Source organism: Bacillus cereus group sp. BfR-BA-01347, assembly GCF_022663835.1.
Lineage (GTDB): Bacteria > Bacillota > Bacilli > Bacillales > Bacillaceae_G > Bacillus_A > Bacillus_A thuringiensis_K.
Genome location: NZ_JAKUGG010000011.1, coordinates 1 through 18920 on the forward strand (window position 1 = coordinate 1; position 18920 = coordinate 18920).

Genomic DNA, 18920 nt, shown 5'->3' on the forward strand with positions numbered 1-18920 from the left:
ATTCATTACTACAATTGTGTGCGAATTCAAGAAAAATTAAACCACCTATCCCCTAAAGAATTTAGGGAACAAGTGGTTTAGGTGTTTTGATTGGTGTCCCCTTTTCGGGGGTCACTTCACGAATTAGAGAAGTGTTTTTCTTTCATTACTGATTTGAGCTAGAAGATTGTGATTGTTTTGCAGCTGACTTAGCATTTTGTTTTTTCACAGCATGCACGTCTGTTTCAGTTGCAAATTCTGTACCATAACTAGCGTTTGCACTTTGTGCACCAGAAGCTTGTGCTTTCTTTGCTTCTGATTGTGCGTTTGCTTGTTTTACTGCTTGCACATCTGTTTCAGTTGAAAACTCTGTACCATAACTAGCATTTGTACTTTGAATGCTAGCACCAGAAGTTGCCTTGTTATAACCTTGTTGTTTTTTACTCATCTTTCTCACCTCCACAATCAATAATGTAACCAATTCACTTAGAAGCTATCCGTAATTTTCTTTTGAATAATTTCCGCATATATCTTTTGTTACTTATTCAAACTATAAGAAATGGAGGTGGGAATATGTATATAGGACGCGATATGACTGAACTAACGATGGTTTCAAAAAATGAGTGGAAAGAAGATGAATTAGCTTATTTTCATCATTCATTACAACAAATTTTGCCTTATTTAAACGCCGAAGGGCAAAGTATTTACAAAGAAATTGTAGTAGAAATCGAATCAAGAGGCGGCTTACAAGAAGGCGAAGCTAGTTGGACTCATGGGACAAAAATTTCTTACGATTAAAAAAGTGTTCCCTAGATTGGGAACACTTTTTTTATTTATTGCATTGTAATTTTCTCCACGCAATTTTCGTAAATAGTACGATGTGATTTCGAGAAAGGCAATTGCTCGAATGCTTCTTTCGATACAAATTTTAATGTATCTGTATCAACAATATTACCGGTTACTTTTCCGTAAAATACAAATATATCCCAAGTACGATGTGTAAACGTATGTTGTACATTCATTGCGTACTCATCAATAGAAACCGCGAGCTCAAATTTCTCTTTCATATAATCTATAAGCTGCTCTTTCTGATTTCGAATCCCTTCGCCAAGTTCAATATTCGGAAATTCCCACATGTTAGCTAATAATCCGGTACTTGGACGTTTATTAATGACGTAACAACCATCTTCCGTTTGAAGTACTCCTGCAACAAGGGGTACCATCGTCGGAGCTTTCGCTTTACTTTTTACTGGTAACTCCTTTTGAACACCTTCAGCATATCCCCTGCAATGTTCACGTACAGGACAAAGTAAGCATGCTGGATTTTTCGGAATACAAATTAGTGCACCTAATTCCATCAAACCTTGATTAAAATAAGATGGATTTTCAGTCGAAATAATTTCACGCACAATCTCTTCAAAAACTTTTCGAGTCTTTGGTTTTGCAATATCATCCCATACTGATAAAATGCGAGATAATACACGCATAACATTTCCATCAACTGCCGGCTCTGGTATACCATATGCGATACTTAAAATAGCACCTTTTGTATATGGTCCAACTCCTTTTAACTTTTCAATTTTCTTTACATCACTTGGTACAACCCCGCCGTATACTTCTTTTACCTCTTTTACTGCCGCATGTAAATTACGTGCTCTAGAATAATATCCTAAACCTTCCCATGCTTTTAATACTTCTTCATCATCTGCGTTCGCTAACGCTTCAAGTGTAGGAAACTTCCCCATAAAATTTGCGTAATATGGTTTTACAGCTTCTACTCTTGTTTGCTGTAACATAATTTCAGAAACCCAAACGCGGTATGGATCTTTATTCTTTCTCCATGGCAAGTCGCGCTGTTCTTCTTCAAACCAACCAATTAAATCATTTTGAAACTGCTCTATATTAAAATTGTTTAGTATTTCAAGTGTCAAACTTGATCCCCCTCATTTTTTTGCATATAAGTACTATTATAAAGATTTTAGGAAAAAATTTAAGTAAGATGACATAGGAAATAGAAGGCAAAGGACTTGAGGTATCGAATAAAAAGAGTTACATTAATAAAAAAACGGAGGTGGATTTCTATGGACACAGCCACTCACCTTGTTATGGGTATCACTTTAGGTAGCTTAGCAACATTAGATCCAGCCATAGCACAAAGTGATATTGGCCCTCAAGCTGTTATGCTTGCTACAATTGCTGGTTCCAACATTCCTGACATTGACACAGTTTTAAAATTGCGTAATAACGCTAAATATATAAGAAATCATCGTGGGATTACTCATTCCATTCCCGCGGTAATTCTTTGGTCATTCCTTATAAGTGGCATCTCTTTCGCCTTCTTTTCAGAAGCTCCATATCTTCATTTACTACTTTGGTCATTTATTGCCGTCTTTCTTCACGTCTTTGTAGATATTTTCAACGCCTATGGTACACAAGCATTACGACCTTTCACAAAAAAATGGGTCGCACTTGGCATAATTAATACATTCGATACCGTAATTTTCTTTATCCATATACTTGCAATTGCTTGCATGCTCGTCGGTTCTCATAAAGGATATACAGCCTTAGCAGCATATATATTAATGATTATTTACTATATCGGACGGATTATGATGCATAGAAATATAAGAAGCGTTGTACACAAACGTTTCAACAATGTCGAGAAGATTATCATTTCTCCTTCTTACCGATTTTATCATTATCATTTAGCAGTCGTTACGGCTGATTATTACTACGTTGCGAGATGGCATCGTGGTAACATCATGATATATGATAAGTTCGATCGGGTACCGTTCCCAGACAATGATATTATGCGAGCAGCTAAACAAGATGAAAACATCTCAGCCTTCTTATCTTTCTCTCCTGTATATCGCTGGGATATTTTTGATCATGATCATTATTACGAAGTACGATTCATTGATTTACGATACCGAAGTAAAGATTATTATCCATTTGTTGCGATCGTTCAGCTCGACCACAATTTAAATATTATTAGCTCCTATACAGGATGGATTTTTAGTGAAGAAAAACTTCGAAAAAAACTAGAATTACTTCCACATTAAAAAAAGCGACTTAAGTCGCTTTTTTTAATGTTTCAAATGATCTTCTTGATTAATTAAATGGCTGTACTTCGGATTATTTGTACGCATTTCATGAAGGCGTATACCATGATTATTAATCCATGATCGTACCACTTGTTCCGTCATTTCATCGCCTTGATAACGACCTGATTTGGCATAAGTTGTTTGAAAATCTTCCCATAGTAACTCAACCCACGCACGAGCTTGTGCGTAAGAAAGCTTGTCATTCTTGTCTAATAATTCTTTCGTTAATATTTCATAAATATCATTCATATTATAATCTCCTTTTACCTATTTATCCCTTCATTTCTAAAGGATAGTTTCTTCAATTTTGCACATTCTATAATTGATACTTCTTAAAGAAGAGGTATCAACCGATAATGAGGAGGGCGTTCGCAATGGGTAAACAAGCCGAATTTTGGTCTGAGTCAAAAAATAACAGCAAAATCGACGGTCAACCGAAAGCGAAATCACGCTTCGCTTCGAAACGACCTAACGGCACAATTAACACGCACCCACAAGAACGTATGCGTGCTGCAAATCAGCAGGAAGAGTAGTACAAATTAAATTAACTTCCTACACGAGGTGATAAAGATGAGCTACCGTGATCGCTTAGATAGTCGTTCTGAATTATTTAACCATACGTGGACTCGTCCAAAACATGCGAAAGCGCAAGTTAACGGACAGACGCAACAAACCCAGTCTCTCATTATATTGGCAAATGAATGTAAAAAACGCCAATTTTAGAATCTCCTATCTCCTTTAACGCCTACCAAAGATGAAAACCAGAGAGATATGTGCTCTCTGGTTTTTATTTTTCTTGCAATAAGGAAATTGGTATGCCAATCTCTTCATTATCATTTTGCTTATATCCCCAAGCAAATACCCCATTGAAATACGTAATTTTAAATAATACACCAGGTTCTTCTACTAATTCATATGTTTCACCAATACGGAATTTGTTTATATCCGTCATATAAGCACGAGCCATTGCCATTTTTCTCATTAATACATCAAATTCATTGACAATCCCAAGCTGCTCAGCTTTTACTGCTTGCTCCTTCAAAGCGCCAATTTCTTCCCTTAGCTCATGCGGTGTCATTTCACTGTAGCGTTTTGGCATATTCATCTTATTCTCCTCATTCCTCTTCGCGTTTCATTTGCAAAAATATCTCGATTTCATCAATAGAGAATCCTTTTCGATATAACGCTTGTTTCATCTTGTTTTCAAATGTCCATCCATCATGCTTCTTATATTTCTCATAATATTTATTCCCATGATAGTGTAACGCTTCTTGTTGCTTTTCGTCATCTTTTTCGTCTTTCAATTCTTCCAAACAAATCTGAATTACTTCTCTAGAATATCCTTTTCGAACAAGCATCTCATCTAACTTTAGTTTCATTTGTAAAAAAGAATGCTTTTGATAAGATTTTTTCTTCTTTTCTATGAGAAACGAAGCATTCTCAATTTGCTTTTCCTTTGGATATTCTTGTAAACTATGTGTAATAATTAAATCCTGAACACCTTTATTTAATAGCTCTCTTTTAATAACAGTTGGACCTTTTCGATTCACATTACTTTGCGTTCGCGTATATAAAACAGCATACTCTTTATCATTAATATATCGGTCATGTAATAATTTCGAAACGACTTCAGAGATGATGGCCTGTCCCACTTCTTTTTTTCGTAAAAAATCTTCTATTTCTTGTTTTGTTCTCATTTGATAGGATAAATAGGAGATTGCTTGTAAATATGCTTTTTGTACTTCTTCATTGTACAAAATATTTCCTAACTCGATTTCATCAATTTCTAATCCTTTTTGTAATCCATGTTTTATTAAGATTACTTGATCCACACTAAATCCGTACTCTTCGCCTTGACCTTTATCAATATAAATATTAAATCGTTCTTTCGATCGTTTTTGTACTTCGATTTTTGTAATGACAGCCATACTCTCACCTCTCTATTATTTTAACATAGTCGAGGAACATTTTTTCTTTTCAAGAATATATATAATGAGGAGGAAATACTTGTGAAAATCGCAATTTCTGGTGGTACAGGCTTTATCGGCAAATACCTTTCTACTTTTTTTATTCAAAAAGGATATACTGTTTACATTCTCACACGAAAAAAAACTACTGAAACTTCCGACCCTAACCTTCAGTATGTTCAATGGACACCGGATTTACAAACCTTCCCCCTCTCTTCTATTGATGTAGTTATTAATCTAGCCGGAGAGTCTATTAATAGTAGATGGACAAAGCAACAAAAGAAAGCCATTTTAAACAGTAGAATTCAAACAACAAAAGGACTCATTAAACAATTGCAAACACTCCATACAAAACCACACACATTTATTAACGCAAGTGCTATTGGATACTATGGAACGTCTGAAATAGAATCTTTTACAGAACAGCATAAGACTCCTGGAAATGACTTTTTAGCAAATACAGTATATTCATGGGAACAAGAAGCATCTAAAGCAAGTTCTCTCGGAATACGAACAATCTACACAAGATTTGGAGTTGTATTAGGTGCAAATGGAGGAGCTCTTCCAAAAATGCTACTTCCCTATCAATTCTATATCGGCGGCACCATTGGTTCTGGGAAGCAATGGTTATCATGGATTCATATAGACGATGTCGTTCGTATGATGGATTTCATCATACACAAAAAAGAAATTGATGGTCCTCTTAATATGACAGCACCAACACCTATAAGAATGAAGGAATTTGGAGAAACCATTGCAACTATAATGAAAAAACCTCATTGGTTGCCTGTACCTTCATTTATCATTCAAACTTTATTAGGTGAAATGAGCATACTTGTACTAGAAGGGCAACGTGTATTACCCATTAAAGCAATTGAACATGGATACCAATACACATTTCCGGCAATAGACCATGCATTACAAAATATACTTTCGCATACAATGTAGTACTTCTAAAACACAATTTTACATGGGCTCTTTCAAAACTTTCATTTTCTAGAATCCGAAGCATCACTATACAAATAACCTTTCAGTTACTTTCCCTTAACTTCCATTAGCATTATAAAGTAACAGAAATGAGGTACCTATGAAAATATTGCTCAAACAAGCCATTGTATACCCTATTACATCTCAAAAATTTCAAGGCGATGTACTCGTTACAGGAGAGCGAATTACCGAGGTCAAACCTTTTATTCAACCTACTCAGGATATGACCGTTATAGATGCACGAGCACTCCATCTCTTACCTGGCTTTATTGATGTCCATACTCACCTTGGTCTCTATGATGAGGGTACTGGTTGGGCTGGAAATGATGCCAATGAAACATCTGAAGTTTCAACACCACATATTCGTTCTTTAGATGGGATCCACCCTTTCGATATTGCCTTTCAAGACGCTGTACAAAACGGAATTACAACCGTTCACGTTATGCCTGGCAGTCAAAATATTATCGGGGGTACGACTTGTGTAATAAAAACAGCTGGAACTTGTATTGATCATATGATTATTCAAGAACCTGCTGGTTTAAAGATTGCCTTTGGAGAAAATCCTAAAAAAGTCCATAGTAATGGAACAAAAGAATCCATTACACGTATGGGGATTATGGGGTTACTTCGGGAATCATTCTATGAAGCGCAACACTACGGGCACGAAGCTGATTTTCGAATGCTTCCTATTTTAAAAGCATTACGTCGTGAAATACCCGTACGTATCCACGCCCATCGAGCAGATGATATTAGTTCTGCGCTACGCTTTGCAACGGAATTCAACCTTGATCTACGTATTGAACATTGTACAGAAGGACACTTTCTTGTTGAAGAGCTTTCGAAACACAATTTGAAGGTTTCAGTTGGTCCCACTCTGACACGTCGTTCTAAAATCGAACTAAAAAACAAGACATGGGATACTTACCATATATTATCTAAAAATGGTGTGGAAGTTTCTATAACAACAGATCATCCTTATACACCCATTCAATATTTAAATATTTGTGCCGCTGTCGCAGTAAGAGAAGGGTTAGACGAGAAAACAGCACTAGAAGGAATCACCATATTTCCAGCGCGAAATTTGCGTTTAGAGGATAGAATTGGAAGCATCGAGGTTGGAAAAGACGCCGATCTCGTGTTATGGACTCATCATCCTTTCCATTATTTAGCCAAGCCTGTACTAACTATGATTGATGGAAAAATAATTTACAAAAAAAATAAAAAAAACTAGTTTATTTTTTTGACTAGATAAAGTATTATACGATTATAAACTGAATGAAACCATAATCAATTTGTGTCGTGATTATCATTTTCAAATTGATGAATGGGGAAGGCAAATGGTGCGCCACCAGCGTTAGAAACTGGTTCTAGTGGGTTCGATTCCCACCCCGAAATTTTTTAAAGATTGATATAAAAATTTCGAGGGTGGGGTGTTTTTTCGTCATGCTACCCTCGTGTGAGGAGGAGTTAGTATGTTGAAAAAACGCGACTTACACGACAGCCACGTTCTATACGAGTTAATGGTGGATCCAGCTGTCTTCCCTTTTGTGCGTCAAAAGGCTTATTCTTATGAAGAATATTTATTCTTAACGAAACAAACGATTGAAGCTGAAGAGCGTGGTGAATTAATTTCACGCACAATTTTAGATGAATGGGGTAACCCTATCGGAACAATTACTTTATTTGATGTGCAAGAAAAAGCTGGATTTCTCGGGACATGGCTTGGCAAACCATATCATGGAAAAGGCTATAATAAATTGGCAAAAGATTCATTTTTTAGTGAACTTTTCTATGAATTAGATATTGAAACAATTTTCATGCGTATTCGTAAAATAAATATTCGTTCTATTAAAGCTGCAGAAAAACTGCAATATGTGAATCTAGCAAACGAAACAAGAAAAGCCGTATATGATGAAATTAACGCAAACGAAGAAGTGTATAACTTATATGAAATTCCAAAAGATCAATACACACTTGCTACAATGCGAGATACAACCTTCCAAGATGCTCATCAATTAAAAGAAGCGTAATCTAAATTTTCTGAAATAATAATCAATAGTTAACATTTTCCATATGCGTATATCCCCTCATGTCTTTGGAAACGATAAATAGTAACTTTAAGACACGAGGTGATTTGTAATGGATAAAAAGAAACGTGATAAAGCAAAAAACACATTATCTAGTACACAAGAAGTTCTCTATCAACGCGAATTTCAAAAAGCAGATCGTGCAGCAGGATATCGCTCGAAAAGCATTTAAAGTGAAAATGAATAATTAGAAGTTTCCCCCCTAATTATTCATTTTCATTACACAATTTTCTCGACTGATAGAAGTAAGCAAAAAGGACCCTTATACATAAGGGTCTTTTTTGCTGTGGACAACTTTATCCACAAAATCAATGAAATTGTTAGTAATTTTCAAAAACATTTAATATTTTTCTATATTAAAGCATATATCAGCTGTTTTAATTGTGGATATTTTTCTAAAAATTGTGGACAATGTGGATATAGTTGTTAATATTCCGACTTTACTGTTTAATGAAAGCGTAATCCTTTTGTGGATAACTGGCTAAATTTTCTTTGAAAATAATAAAGAACCCTCTTTACATATACAAAGAGGGTTTCATATTAAGTAAAAGATTGTGCAAGAGCAGGTGATTTAATAGGTATATGGCGCGGTTCTGCATGATTTTCTGCCAAAATTGCATCTACAATATGACCAGCTGGCTCTGGAAGATAGATGCTTTTCATTGCTTCTTTCATTTGAAGAAGCTTCACATCATCTTGTAATAATGCCTCTGTTTTAGCAAAAACCTCACTATCATCGCGAATGACAACTGCTGCTCCCTTTCTTTCAAAGTACATCGCATTTTCATTTTCTTGTCCTGGAACAGGCTTATATAAAATGACAGGTACTTGCAACGCTGCTGCTTCACTTAATGTTATTCCGCCTGGCTTCGTAATCATACAAGAAGTAACACGGAATAATTCATCAATATTTTCAACATACCCAAACACTTTTAATGCATCGGAATTTTGCTTCTGTAAACTTAATAAATCCTGTTTTAAAGCTTCATTTTTTCCACAAACGACAACTACTTGTAAATTAGGCACTGACATAAATGATTGGCATAGTTCTTTTACATTTCCTAATACTCCATGAGCACCTGCTACAATTAGTAAAATCTTTTTGTTCTCACATAACTGATATTTATTATATATGATTTCTGGATTTACCTTTAACTCAAAACTACTCCGAATTGGAATTCCTGTTTCAACAATTTGTTCCGCAGGTACACCGATATCAACCATCAATTCTTTCACGTGATCCGTTGCAACAAAATAACGATCTACTTCTCGATGAATCCATATTTTGTGCACGCAAAAATCCGTTAATACGTTATAGACAGGAATTGAAATACCTGTTTGTTTCTTCAATTCTGGTACAGCGATAATTGGAAATGTATTAATTACAATATCTGGTTTCTCCACCTGTAACAGTGTTTTCAAACGTTTTCTTCCAAAGTTCGCATACCAAGATGCTATTTTCTTATCATAAATTTTTTCTACCCCGTAATAAAACAAACGATATAATTCTTTTCCTATTGTATAACTTTTTAAATATAGATATTTTGTAATGTCAGTTATAAATGGATGTGATTCTCCAAACAAGTCGCATACAATAACATCTTCAATTCCTTTTTGGCGAAATGTTTGTTCTAATGTTTTTGCTACTTGCACATGACCATTACCGTAATGTGCAGTTAATATTAAAACCTTGGGGTTTTTTATCAAACAAATCCACTCCTAGCTTTTTGTTTCTCCATATTGCATATACGACAATAGGAAAAACATTTTCCTTAAAAATTACATAAACAGATTCTAATAATTCCCTTTCAGCTATGTACCTGTCGTGGATATGCAAAGCATATAAGATTGACCCCTTAATCCTATCTGTGCTCATATCTTTACATTATACTTTCCTATAAGAGCTTTCGCAATAACTTACAAATGTTCTCTATTCCATGATACTCACTCTTTTACTTCTTAATTCTTTTTACTATTTTGATTTCCCTTTACAATTATGTAAATTTCTCCACTTATTCCTTACAAAATTATGGATATTCTACTTTCAGTATACTCTTTTATCAATATATACTCTAGATTTTATTGTAAAGAAAGCAAAAAGCCTAATCCAATATTTGGATTAGACCGCTTGTAAAATATGTTTAGCATGTTCTACATTTTTCTCAGTAGGTGGTTCTACATTTGCGAGTGGGTACTTGTGTCCAAGCGCCTCCCATTTATATACACCAAGCTTATGATATGGTAACACTTCAACTTTTTGAACATTAGACAGGCTTTGAATAAAGCTAGATAGTTTTTGTAGATCCTCTTCATTATCCGTAACACCAGGGACTAATACGTGTCGTACCCAAATCGGTTTATTCTTATCCGATAAATAACGAGCAAATTGTAAAATATGTTCATTTGGTTTCCCTGTTAATTTACGATGCTTTTTGGAATCGATATGTTTCAGATCCAATAAAACTAAATCTGTATAATCCATTAAAATATCTAGCTTATTTTGGAATTCTGGTTCTTCAGAATAACAACCACCAGAAGAGTCAATTGTTGTATGGATACCAGCCTCTTTACACTTTTTAAACAACTCAATTAAAAAGTCTAGCTGTAATAATGGCTCTCCACCGCTAACTGTTATACCGCCTCCGGAAGCTTCAATAAATGGAAGGTAACATGTCACATCCTGCATCACTTCTTCAACTGTTATTTCTTTACCTTTACCGATTTCCCACGTATCAGCATTATGACAATATTGACAACGTAATAAACACCCTTGTGTAAATATGACATAACGAATCCCTGGGCCATCAACAGTACCACAAGACTCTACAGAATGTATTCTTCCTTTTACCATGTTACTTCCTCCTTTATTGAAACAGCCTCCCTTCGCTATATATTAAGAACGAAGGGACACTTTTTTTCATTTACATGCTTTCATGCATTGTACGGTTAATTACATCAATTTGTTGTTCACGAGTTAATTTAATAAAGTTTACAGCATAACCAGATACACGAATTGTTAATTGTGGATACTTCTCAGGATGTTCCATTGCATCCATTAATGTTTCACGGTTAAATACGTTAATATTTAAGTGGTGACCTTCTTTTACTGCATAGCCATCAAGCATTGATACTAAGTTACGTACTTGTACATCATCTTCTTTACCAAGTGCTTTCGGAATAATAGAGAATGTATTAGAAATACCATCTTGTGCATCTTTATATGGTAATTTAGCCACAGATAATAATGAAGCTAATGCACCTTTTGTATCACGTCCATGCATTGGGTTCGCACCTGGTGCAAATGGTTCTCCAGTACGGCGGCCATCTGGAGTATTACCAGTTTTCTTACCATATACAACGTTAGATGTGATTGTTAAGATTGACATTGTATGAACAGAATTTCTGTATGTTTTATGTTTACGAAGTTTATTCATAAATGTTTTTACAAGATTTACAGCAATCTCATCTACACGATCATCATTGTTACCGTATTTAGGGAAATCTCCTTCAATCTCGAAGTCAACTGCAATACCATTTTCATCACGAATTGGTTTTACTTTTGCGTATTTAATTGCACTTAATGAATCTGCCACTACAGATAGACCCGCGATACCTGTTGCCATTGTACGAAGAACATTTGTATCATGAAGTGCCATTTCAATACGTTCGTAGCTATATTTATCATGCATGTAATGAATAACATTTAATGTGTTTAAATACAGGCCTGCTAACCATTCCATTGTCATATCAAACTTATGCATAACTTCTTCATAATCTAATACTTCAGAAGTAATCGGTGCGTACTCAGGACCAACTTGTGCTTTAGATTTTTCATCTTTACCACCGTTAATCGCATATAGTAATGCTTTTGCTAAGTTTGCACGTGCGCCGAAGAATTGCATTTGTTTACCAATTCTCATTGCAGATACACAGCAAGCAATTCCGTAGTCATCGCCGTAATCAGCACGCATAATGTCATCATTTTCATATTGAATTGCTGATGTTTTAATAGACATTTTTGCACAGTAGTTTTTAAAGTTTTGTGGTAATTGTTTAGACCAAAGAACTGTTAAGTTTGGTTCTGGAGCTGGTCCTAAATTATCTAATGTATGCAAGAAACGGAATGAGTTCTTTGTTACTAATGAACGACCATCTAATGCCATACCACCGATAGACTCAGTTACCCAAGTTGGGTCACCAGAGAATAATTCATTATAATCAGGAGTTCTTGCAAATTTCACAAGACGTAATTTCATAATGAAGTGATCCACAATTTCTTGTACTTCTTCTTCTGTTAAAGTACCATTTGCTAAATCTCTTTCAATATAAATATCTAAGAATGTAGAAGTACGTCCAAGACTCATTGCAGCTCCGTTTTGCTCTTTAATTGCTGCAAGATATGCGAAGTATAACCATTGGAATGCTTCTTGCGTATTTGTTGCTGGCTTAGAAATATCAAAACCATGAGCAGCAGCCATTTGTTTTAACTCTTGAAGTGCACGCATTTGCTCAGATAACTCTTCGCGTAAACGCATTGTCTCTTCGCTCATTACACCGCCAGTTAAATTTAAATCAGCTTTTTTCGCTTCAATTAAATGATCTACCCCATATAATGCTACACGACGGTAGTCACCGATAATACGTCCACGTCCGTATGCATCTGGAAGACCAGTAATAACACCTGATTTACGAGCAGCTCTCATTTCTGATGTATAAGCATCGAATACACCTTGGTTATGAGTCTTTCTCCAATCTCTAAAAATACGACTAAGTTCTTTATCCATTTCGTATCCGTAAGATTCACAAGCTTGTTCCGCCATACGAATACCACCATATGGTTGTAAAGAACGTTTAAATGGTTTATCAGTTTGGAAACCGACTACTTTTTCAATATCTTTATTTAAATATCCTGGTTCATGTGATGTAATAGAAGAAACGATTTTTGTATCCATATCAAGAACGCCACCGTTTTCACGTTCTTTTGTTGTTAAATCCATTACTTGATCCCAAAGTTGTTTCGTTGCTTCAGTTGCTCCCGCTAAGAAAGATTCATCTCCTTCGTAAACGTTTACATTATTTAAAATGAAATCGCGAACATCAATCTCAGCTTTCCATTTTTCACCTTTAAAGTTTTCCCATGCGTTTTTAACATTTTCTAATACTTGAGTCATCCTAATCTCCTCCATTTTTGATTAGTACAGGACTAAGATTTTTTATATAACAGCTTACACACTTAGAATACTACTTTTTTGCGAAAGTGAACGAAACAGTTGTGACATGTTTGTGAAATGTTGAGCAAACTACTATATGTATAGTGTTAACTTCACTTAAAAGTCTTTATAATTAACCCTTTCCTTAATTGTATTTTTTTGGTACCCTTATATACGAGTCCTATTTTGTAATATAAGAACAATACCCATTGTAGAGCTGTAATACTCTTATCTCCTAATCTGTTATAGTTTTTATAACAGAACAAAAAAGTGTACATATGTTGTACACTTTTTTTGTTACTACTCTAAAACATCTCTTTTTCTATTGCCGTCATAGAATCCGCCACGATTGTCTGTTAATGCAATTATTTGCTCTAGTCCCTCTATATGATCACCTATAATTCGAAGTACAGCTGGAGGGTGACCTATTTTTGCGAAATGTTCACTGGGACGAATACGGTTCATCTTATCAACCTCAACATGATATACACATGCAATTTCAAATCCAGAAAGAAGAGCCTTCACTTGTGCTACACAAGGTGACAATAAAGATTTATACCCAATTGCTTTCAAACACTTTTGGCTAAATGCATTAGGTACCGCAATAAGTGATCCTACCCCTAAATCCTTTCTATCACAAGCTAAATTTAATGCATATTTAAATGCAGTTACAAGATGAAGCGGTACTCTTAAATCTAAATAATGATTTAGATCATTTAATGCGACATCCATTCCATCTGCAATAGCTTTTGCGAAAGGATATAGTTCCCTAGCCGGGATAACAAAGTCACCGTCTATAAACAACACAATATCGCCTTTTGCAAAGTAAGTTCCAAGTGAACGCCCTACATCGTTTCCAAGTGCTTCTTTATATACAATTGTTGTTGCTCCCTTTTCTTTTGCAATCGTTGCGGTTTGATCAGACGAGCCATTTACTACAACGATAATTTCAAAAGGTTCAATTTTTCGAAGTTCATCTATAACATTTCCAATTGTTTTCTCTTCATCTTGTACAGGAATAATGACTGATAATTGCTTTCCTTTATACAATTTAGATGTAATGCCCCATCCTTGATAAAAATCTTCGAAATCTAGAGTATGATAGACACTATCCCTTTTCCTATTTCCATCATAATATCCTCCGCGCTCATCACTACCTACTATTCGCTCCGCTACAGCTTCTATATGATCACCTATCATCCGTTTTTCAGATTGCGACAGACCCGTGCCATATGCAGCATGCTCGGTCGGCCGAAATTTATTTGGCGTAATAACGTCAATTGCACAATGCCGACTAATTCTCCATTCACTTTGAACTAGGCGTAAATGAGCGACAATAGGATTAACAAAGCTTTCATATCCAATGCTTTGAACGACTTCTTTCGTCAACGCATGAGGTGCATCTAATAAGGAATCAATTTTTAATTCTTCACGCTCTAACATTGCATTTAATATTTGGCGCCATACTGTAATAGAATTGGGTTTTTGCCTTTTTAAAAATAATGCATCCAAGTTATTTAAAACGATGTCGGTCTGATCATGTAAAATCGGATTCAGGAATAATTGTAATTTGGAAGTTTGAATAGCAAAATCACCATCTATAAATAGTAATACATCACCTATCGCGTGTTTTGCGCCAACCGCACGGCCAACATCGTTCCCTAGTAGCTCCGTATGCTTGATTACTTTACACCCTAAACGATCAGCAACCTCTTCTGTACCATCGTTACAACCGTTTGCTACTACAATAATCTCTATTGGATTTAATCCTTTTGCCGATTGGATAACATCTGAAATCGTTTCAACTTCATTACATACAGGTATAATGACCGATAGTGACTTAGCCATTATTTTCTTCACGGAACCACTTAATAGTTTCTTTCAATCCTTCTTCCCACGTTACTTCTGCTTGAAACTGAACAAGTTCTCTTAATTTCGCAACATCCGGTCTTCTATTTGGAATTTCTTCAAATCCATGTGGGTATACCTCTTCGAAAGGAACTTGGACAATTTTCGAAGAAGATTTCGTTAGTTTTTTAATTACTTCTGCTACTTCTTTTATACTCTTTTCATTCTCAGAACCTATGTTAATAATTTCACCATTTACCTTTTCATCCATCGCTCGAATCGTTGCCTCTACCGCATCACTTACATACGTAAAACAACGTGTCTGCTCTCCATCTCCATATACGAGAATGTCTTCTCCTTGCAGTGCCGCACTAATAAATCGCGGGATTACCCCTGCATACGGACCATCTTTCGCTCTTGGACCATAAATATTAAAATAACGAACAATCGTTACCGGTAAACCTTCTAATGCGTATCCTAAACATAATGTTTCTTCTAATGTTTTACACACTGCATAACTCCAGCGTATTTTAGAAGTTGCCCCGTATAATCGATCTCCCTCTTCAGAGAAAGGCGGCTTGGCCTTACCATATACTTCTGAAGTAGAAGCAAAAACTACTTTCTTCTTTCCTTTTAACGCTGCTTGTAAAATATTTCTCGTCCCATCAAAATTCGTTTCTATGAGCTCTATACTTTTTTCCATTGTTGTTTTCACACCTAAAATTGCTGCTAAATGAAACACGACATCATGCTGATCTACTAATTCATAAATAGAATTTTTATCTAAAACACTTATTGGAATAACACGGATTTCTTTCATTAACTCTTTATGATACTTATTTTTACCTTTATAAAAGTTATCCACAACAGTGACCTCATAACCTCTTCTCATCAACTCTTCAGCTAAATGCGACCCGATAAATCCGGCCCCACCTGTAATTAAACATTTCTTACTCATTTACTCACCTTCTTTACGATCCCGCGTGTATCTATTACTTGATCCATTCCTTTAAAAAGCTTCCAATCAATATTTGAATGATCCGTTAAAATTAAAATACAATCCGCTTTTTTAACTTTTTCTTCATCTAAAGAAACAGATTGGTACACCTTATCTCCCATTTCCGCGGAAGAAATATAAGGATCATGATATTCTATCTCGTATCCTTTATTTCTTAATAACTGAATAATCGGTAACGCTGGTGATTCTCTCAAATCATTTACATCTTTTTTATACGCAATCCCTACAATTAACACCATTGCAGGTGATTGCACCACACTTTTTACTTTCCGGACTATTTTCTCTGGCATTTCTTCATTAATCACATGTGCAGCCTCAATTAATTGACTAATTTCCCCATTCTTTTTTATTCTCCATTGGAAATATAAAGGATCTACTGGAATACAATGTCCTCCTATTCCTGGTCCTGGCCAATATGGGGTAAATCCAAATGGTTTTGTAGATGCGGCTTCAAGCGCCTCATAAAAATCAATTCCTAAACTTTCACATAGTGTGTTTAACTCATTTACTAAGGAAATATTGACTAGGCGCTGAATATTTTCAAATAACTTACACATTTCCGCTACTTTTGGAGAACTAACTGGAACAACTACATCAAATGTAGTGCTATACAACTCCTGTACTTTTTGTTTACACTTTTCTGTTTGTCCACTAATAACTTTTGGAATAACTTGAACTGAATATTGACTATTTGCTGGATCAATTCTCTCAGGGGAATATCCGATATAGAAATCTTCACCTACCTTTTTACCATTTTGAGAAATAATAGGTAGGATGACTTCTTCAAGTGTGCCTGGATATGTGGAGCTTTCAAAAATGAAGGTTTGTCCTTTTTGAAGGTTTTGTTGTATATAATGCGAAGCTGAAATGAGGGCACTTAAGTCTGGTTCTCTTTGTTCATTAATTGGAGTCGGGACAGTGACAATAACATAATCACTATTTTGAAAATCAGCAATGCCTTGATCCGGTGTATTTACTGTTAATTTTTTTTTGGTCAATAAACTTTGTAACTCTTTAGAAGAAACATCCGGAATATAACTTTCTCCTTTTATAATTGAATCTATTTTTCTAATATCTTTATCTAATCCAAGTACTGTATGCCCTCTTTCTGCAAAATGTACTGCTAAAGGAAGGCCAACATACCCTAACCCAATAATAGCTACTTTACTACTATTCATTTGTATTCTCTTCTTCCCTTCTCAATTGTTGAATTATATCTCTATCTCTATCTCCATCAGTAAAGCCACCGCGTTCGTCCGTACGTTGTAATAAATACGCAATCGCCTCAATTTGATCACCGAAAATACGATCAAATGCTGAAATACGTCCATTTACAAATTCGTGTTGCTCTGGACGTACTCGATTTGTTTTTATAACATCTACTAACTCTACTGCTGTAATAGAGAATCCTTCTAAAATAGCTTTCACTTGTGCTAATGGCGGAATGATAAGGGAGTCATATCCTATTTTCTCTATTACCTTCTTATGAATGGCATGTGGTACAGCAGTTAGTGAGTTATTCCATAAATCTGGTCTTTTCGCTACCAAATTCAAAAAGTATTTTCCCATACTAATTGGATCTGCTGGATGAAACATATCTAATAAGCATTGTAAATCATTTAACACCACGTCATTTCCATCTTCAACAGCATGTAAAAATGGAGTGAGTTTTTTTGCTGGAATAACAAAATCACCATCAACGAATAAACAAATATCTGCCGTAGCATGCATGGCCCCTATTGCTCGTGCTACATTATGTCCAAGCGCCTTCGTAAATTCAACAACAATAACATTCTCTAGCTTTGCCTGTTTAACAGTCTCAACATCTGCTCCATTCGCGACAACTATAATTTCATCTACACCTGCTTCTTTCACTTCTTGTATAACAGACCTTATAGTTGTTTTCTCTTCTGATACCGGGATAATGGCACTATATTTCGCTTTTTTCTTTTGTAATAAAACTGGTTTATACTTTCCTACAAACTCTCTATCTCTATTGTCCTCTGAAAAATCACCGCGATTACCGTATGTTTCAATTACGTATTGTAAAGCACGCAAATGATCACCCATAATACGACTAGTCGCTTTCGGATAAGGAGAGCCAGGTGATGTGCCCGTATGGACAGGACGAACTTTATTTGTGTAAATGACATCAACTGAAGCCATATCAGAAATATCTACTCCTCTAGACATCGCCATCGCTTGAAATAGTGCTGGATCCGCTAAATTCCACCATCCTAGTTTTTCAATCACTTCACGACTTATCGCATGTGGTATCGCAATTAAAGATCCTACAACAAACTCTTTTTTGTTCAAATAACGGTTTAACATATATTTTCCAACCGTCGTATAATGCGGTCTCATCTTCAAATAAACGGACCATGTTAAATTATTTAAAACAATCTCATGTCCTTGCTGTATTCCTTTAATAAAATTGTATAATTCTTCACTTTTCATGACGATATCGCCATCTAAAAATAAAACAATTTCACCTTTTGCTTCTCTAGCACCAATTGCCCGTCCCACATCATTACCAAGGGAATATCTATAATAAATCACACGGCAATTATGCTGTAGCGCTATTTCTTTCGTACCATCTGTCGATCCATTATCTACTATGATAATTTCATATGGTTCGAGCTTTCTTACTTCTATTAAAACTTTTGATAAAGTACTTGCTTCATTATGCACTGGAATCACAACTGACACTCTCATACTTG

Annotated in this window: 21 protein-coding genes; 9 read left to right on the top strand and 12 right to left on the bottom strand. The window is 35.3% G+C overall.

Annotated features, from left to right (window positions below):
* Positions 1 to 81: IS3 family transposase (locus tag MR143_RS16685; RefSeq protein ID WP_142243365.1), on the top strand; the 81-nt coding region annotated here is incomplete at its 5' end.
* Between the two features lie 64 nt (positions 82 to 145).
* Here the strand turns inward: MR143_RS16685 and MR143_RS16690 are convergent.
* The gene (locus MR143_RS16690) at positions 146 to 427 is read right to left on the bottom strand and encodes a gamma-type small acid-soluble spore protein (RefSeq protein ID WP_000039044.1); all 282 of its coding nucleotides are present in this window, start codon (positions 425 to 427) and stop codon (positions 146 to 148) included.
* Between the two features lie 125 nt (positions 428 to 552).
* Between MR143_RS16690 and MR143_RS16695 the strand changes: the two genes are divergently transcribed.
* Positions 553 to 777, top strand: a complete 225-nt coding sequence (locus MR143_RS16695; RefSeq protein WP_000275447.1) for a hypothetical protein — start codon at positions 553 to 555, stop codon at positions 775 to 777.
* A gap of 35 nt (positions 778 to 812) precedes the next feature.
* On the opposite strand, the gene mutY is transcribed toward MR143_RS16695, so the two are convergent.
* Positions 813 to 1910 (bottom strand): A/G-specific adenine glycosylase, encoded by a 1098-nt coding sequence (gene mutY / locus MR143_RS16700; RefSeq protein WP_242280868.1) that lies wholly within the window; start codon positions 1908 to 1910, stop codon positions 813 to 815.
* Between the two features lie 150 nt (positions 1911 to 2060).
* On the opposite strand from mutY, the gene MR143_RS16705 reads away from it, so the two are divergent.
* Positions 2061 to 3041 carry a metal-dependent hydrolase gene (locus MR143_RS16705; RefSeq protein WP_000379107.1) on the top strand — a complete coding sequence of 327 codons (981 nt, stop codon included), beginning with the start codon at positions 2061 to 2063 and terminating at the stop codon, positions 3039 to 3041.
* Positions 3042 to 3065: 24 nt separating this feature from the next.
* On the opposite strand, the gene MR143_RS16710 is transcribed toward MR143_RS16705, so the two are convergent.
* On the bottom strand, positions 3066 to 3332 hold the full coding sequence (locus tag MR143_RS16710; protein WP_000998165.1) for a YfhJ family protein: 267 nt from the start codon (positions 3330 to 3332) through the stop codon (positions 3066 to 3068).
* A gap of 125 nt (positions 3333 to 3457) precedes the next feature.
* On the opposite strand from MR143_RS16710, the gene MR143_RS16715 reads away from it, so the two are divergent.
* Both MR143_RS16715 and MR143_RS16720 read left to right on the top strand, forming a co-directional pair.
* Positions 3458 to 3616 (top strand): small, acid-soluble spore protein K, encoded by a 159-nt coding sequence (locus MR143_RS16715; protein WP_000517891.1) that lies wholly within the window; start codon positions 3458 to 3460, stop codon positions 3614 to 3616.
* 37 nt (positions 3617 to 3653) lie between these two features.
* A complete protein-coding gene (locus tag MR143_RS16720; protein ID WP_000122093.1) occupies positions 3654 to 3806 on the top strand; it encodes a YpzG family protein in 153 nt (50 codons plus the stop codon).
* A gap of 64 nt (positions 3807 to 3870) precedes the next feature.
* On the opposite strand, the gene MR143_RS16725 is transcribed toward MR143_RS16720, so the two are convergent.
* Positions 3871 to 4188 (bottom strand): YfhH family protein, encoded by a 318-nt coding sequence (locus tag MR143_RS16725; RefSeq protein WP_001057024.1) that lies wholly within the window; start codon positions 4186 to 4188, stop codon positions 3871 to 3873.
* Positions 4189 to 4198: 10 nt separating this feature from the next.
* On the bottom strand, positions 4199 to 5011 hold the full coding sequence (recX, locus tag MR143_RS16730) for a recombination regulator RecX (protein WP_000268503.1): 813 nt from the start codon (positions 5009 to 5011) through the stop codon (positions 4199 to 4201).
* Between the two features lie 81 nt (positions 5012 to 5092).
* Here recX and MR143_RS16735 point away from each other — a divergent pair, with 81 nt between their 5' ends.
* From MR143_RS16735 to MR143_RS16750, 4 genes are all read left to right on the top strand, one after another.
* Positions 5093 to 5998, top strand: a complete 906-nt coding sequence (locus tag MR143_RS16735) for a TIGR01777 family oxidoreductase (protein ID WP_000684401.1) — start codon at positions 5093 to 5095, stop codon at positions 5996 to 5998.
* 139 nt (positions 5999 to 6137) lie between these two features.
* A complete protein-coding gene (locus tag MR143_RS16740; RefSeq protein ID WP_000698317.1) occupies positions 6138 to 7268 on the top strand; it encodes an amidohydrolase in 1131 nt (376 codons plus the stop codon).
* 241 nt (positions 7269 to 7509) lie between these two features.
* Positions 7510 to 8067 carry a GNAT family N-acetyltransferase gene (locus tag MR143_RS16745; protein WP_000914737.1) on the top strand — a complete coding sequence of 186 codons (558 nt, stop codon included), beginning with the start codon at positions 7510 to 7512 and terminating at the stop codon, positions 8065 to 8067.
* 109 nt (positions 8068 to 8176) lie between these two features.
* Complete coding sequence (locus tag MR143_RS16750; RefSeq protein WP_000358482.1) at positions 8177 to 8296, top strand: YfhE family protein; 120 nt, start codon at positions 8177 to 8179, stop codon at positions 8294 to 8296.
* A gap of 368 nt (positions 8297 to 8664) precedes the next feature.
* Here the strand turns inward: MR143_RS16750 and MR143_RS16755 are convergent, their stop codons facing one another.
* The 7 genes from MR143_RS16755 to MR143_RS16785 all read right to left on the bottom strand — a co-directional run bounded on the left by MR143_RS16755 (position 8665) and on the right by MR143_RS16785 (position 18915).
* Positions 8665 to 9831, bottom strand: coding sequence for a diglucosyl diacylglycerol synthase (locus MR143_RS16755; protein WP_000594687.1), 1167 nt, complete (start codon positions 9829 to 9831; stop codon positions 8665 to 8667).
* Between the two features lie 412 nt (positions 9832 to 10243).
* Entirely contained in the window at positions 10244 to 10975 is a 732-nt protein-coding gene (gene pflA, locus MR143_RS16760; RefSeq protein ID WP_000238466.1) for a pyruvate formate-lyase-activating protein, read from the bottom strand.
* Between the two features lie 70 nt (positions 10976 to 11045).
* On the bottom strand, positions 11046 to 13295 hold the full coding sequence (pflB, locus tag MR143_RS16765) for a formate C-acetyltransferase (protein WP_000195482.1): 2250 nt from the start codon (positions 13293 to 13295) through the stop codon (positions 11046 to 11048).
* 339 nt (positions 13296 to 13634) lie between these two features.
* Positions 13635 to 15182, bottom strand: a complete 1548-nt coding sequence (locus MR143_RS16770) for a glycosyltransferase family 2 protein (RefSeq protein ID WP_002181881.1) — start codon at positions 15180 to 15182, stop codon at positions 13635 to 13637.
* Positions 15175 to 16140 carry an NAD-dependent epimerase/dehydratase family protein gene (locus MR143_RS16775; RefSeq protein ID WP_000037019.1) on the bottom strand — a complete coding sequence of 322 codons (966 nt, stop codon included), beginning with the start codon at positions 16138 to 16140 and terminating at the stop codon, positions 15175 to 15177. The genes MR143_RS16770 and MR143_RS16775 overlap by 8 nt, the downstream gene beginning before the upstream one ends.
* Positions 16137 to 17378, bottom strand: coding sequence for a nucleotide sugar dehydrogenase (locus MR143_RS16780; protein ID WP_001088927.1), 1242 nt, complete (start codon positions 17376 to 17378; stop codon positions 16137 to 16139). The genes MR143_RS16775 and MR143_RS16780 overlap by 4 nt, the downstream gene beginning before the upstream one ends.
* Positions 17371 to 18915, bottom strand: a complete 1545-nt coding sequence (locus tag MR143_RS16785; protein WP_001266454.1) for a glycosyltransferase family 2 protein — start codon at positions 18913 to 18915, stop codon at positions 17371 to 17373. The genes MR143_RS16780 and MR143_RS16785 overlap by 8 nt, the downstream gene beginning before the upstream one ends.
* Between the last annotated feature and the right edge of the window lie 5 nt (positions 18916 to 18920).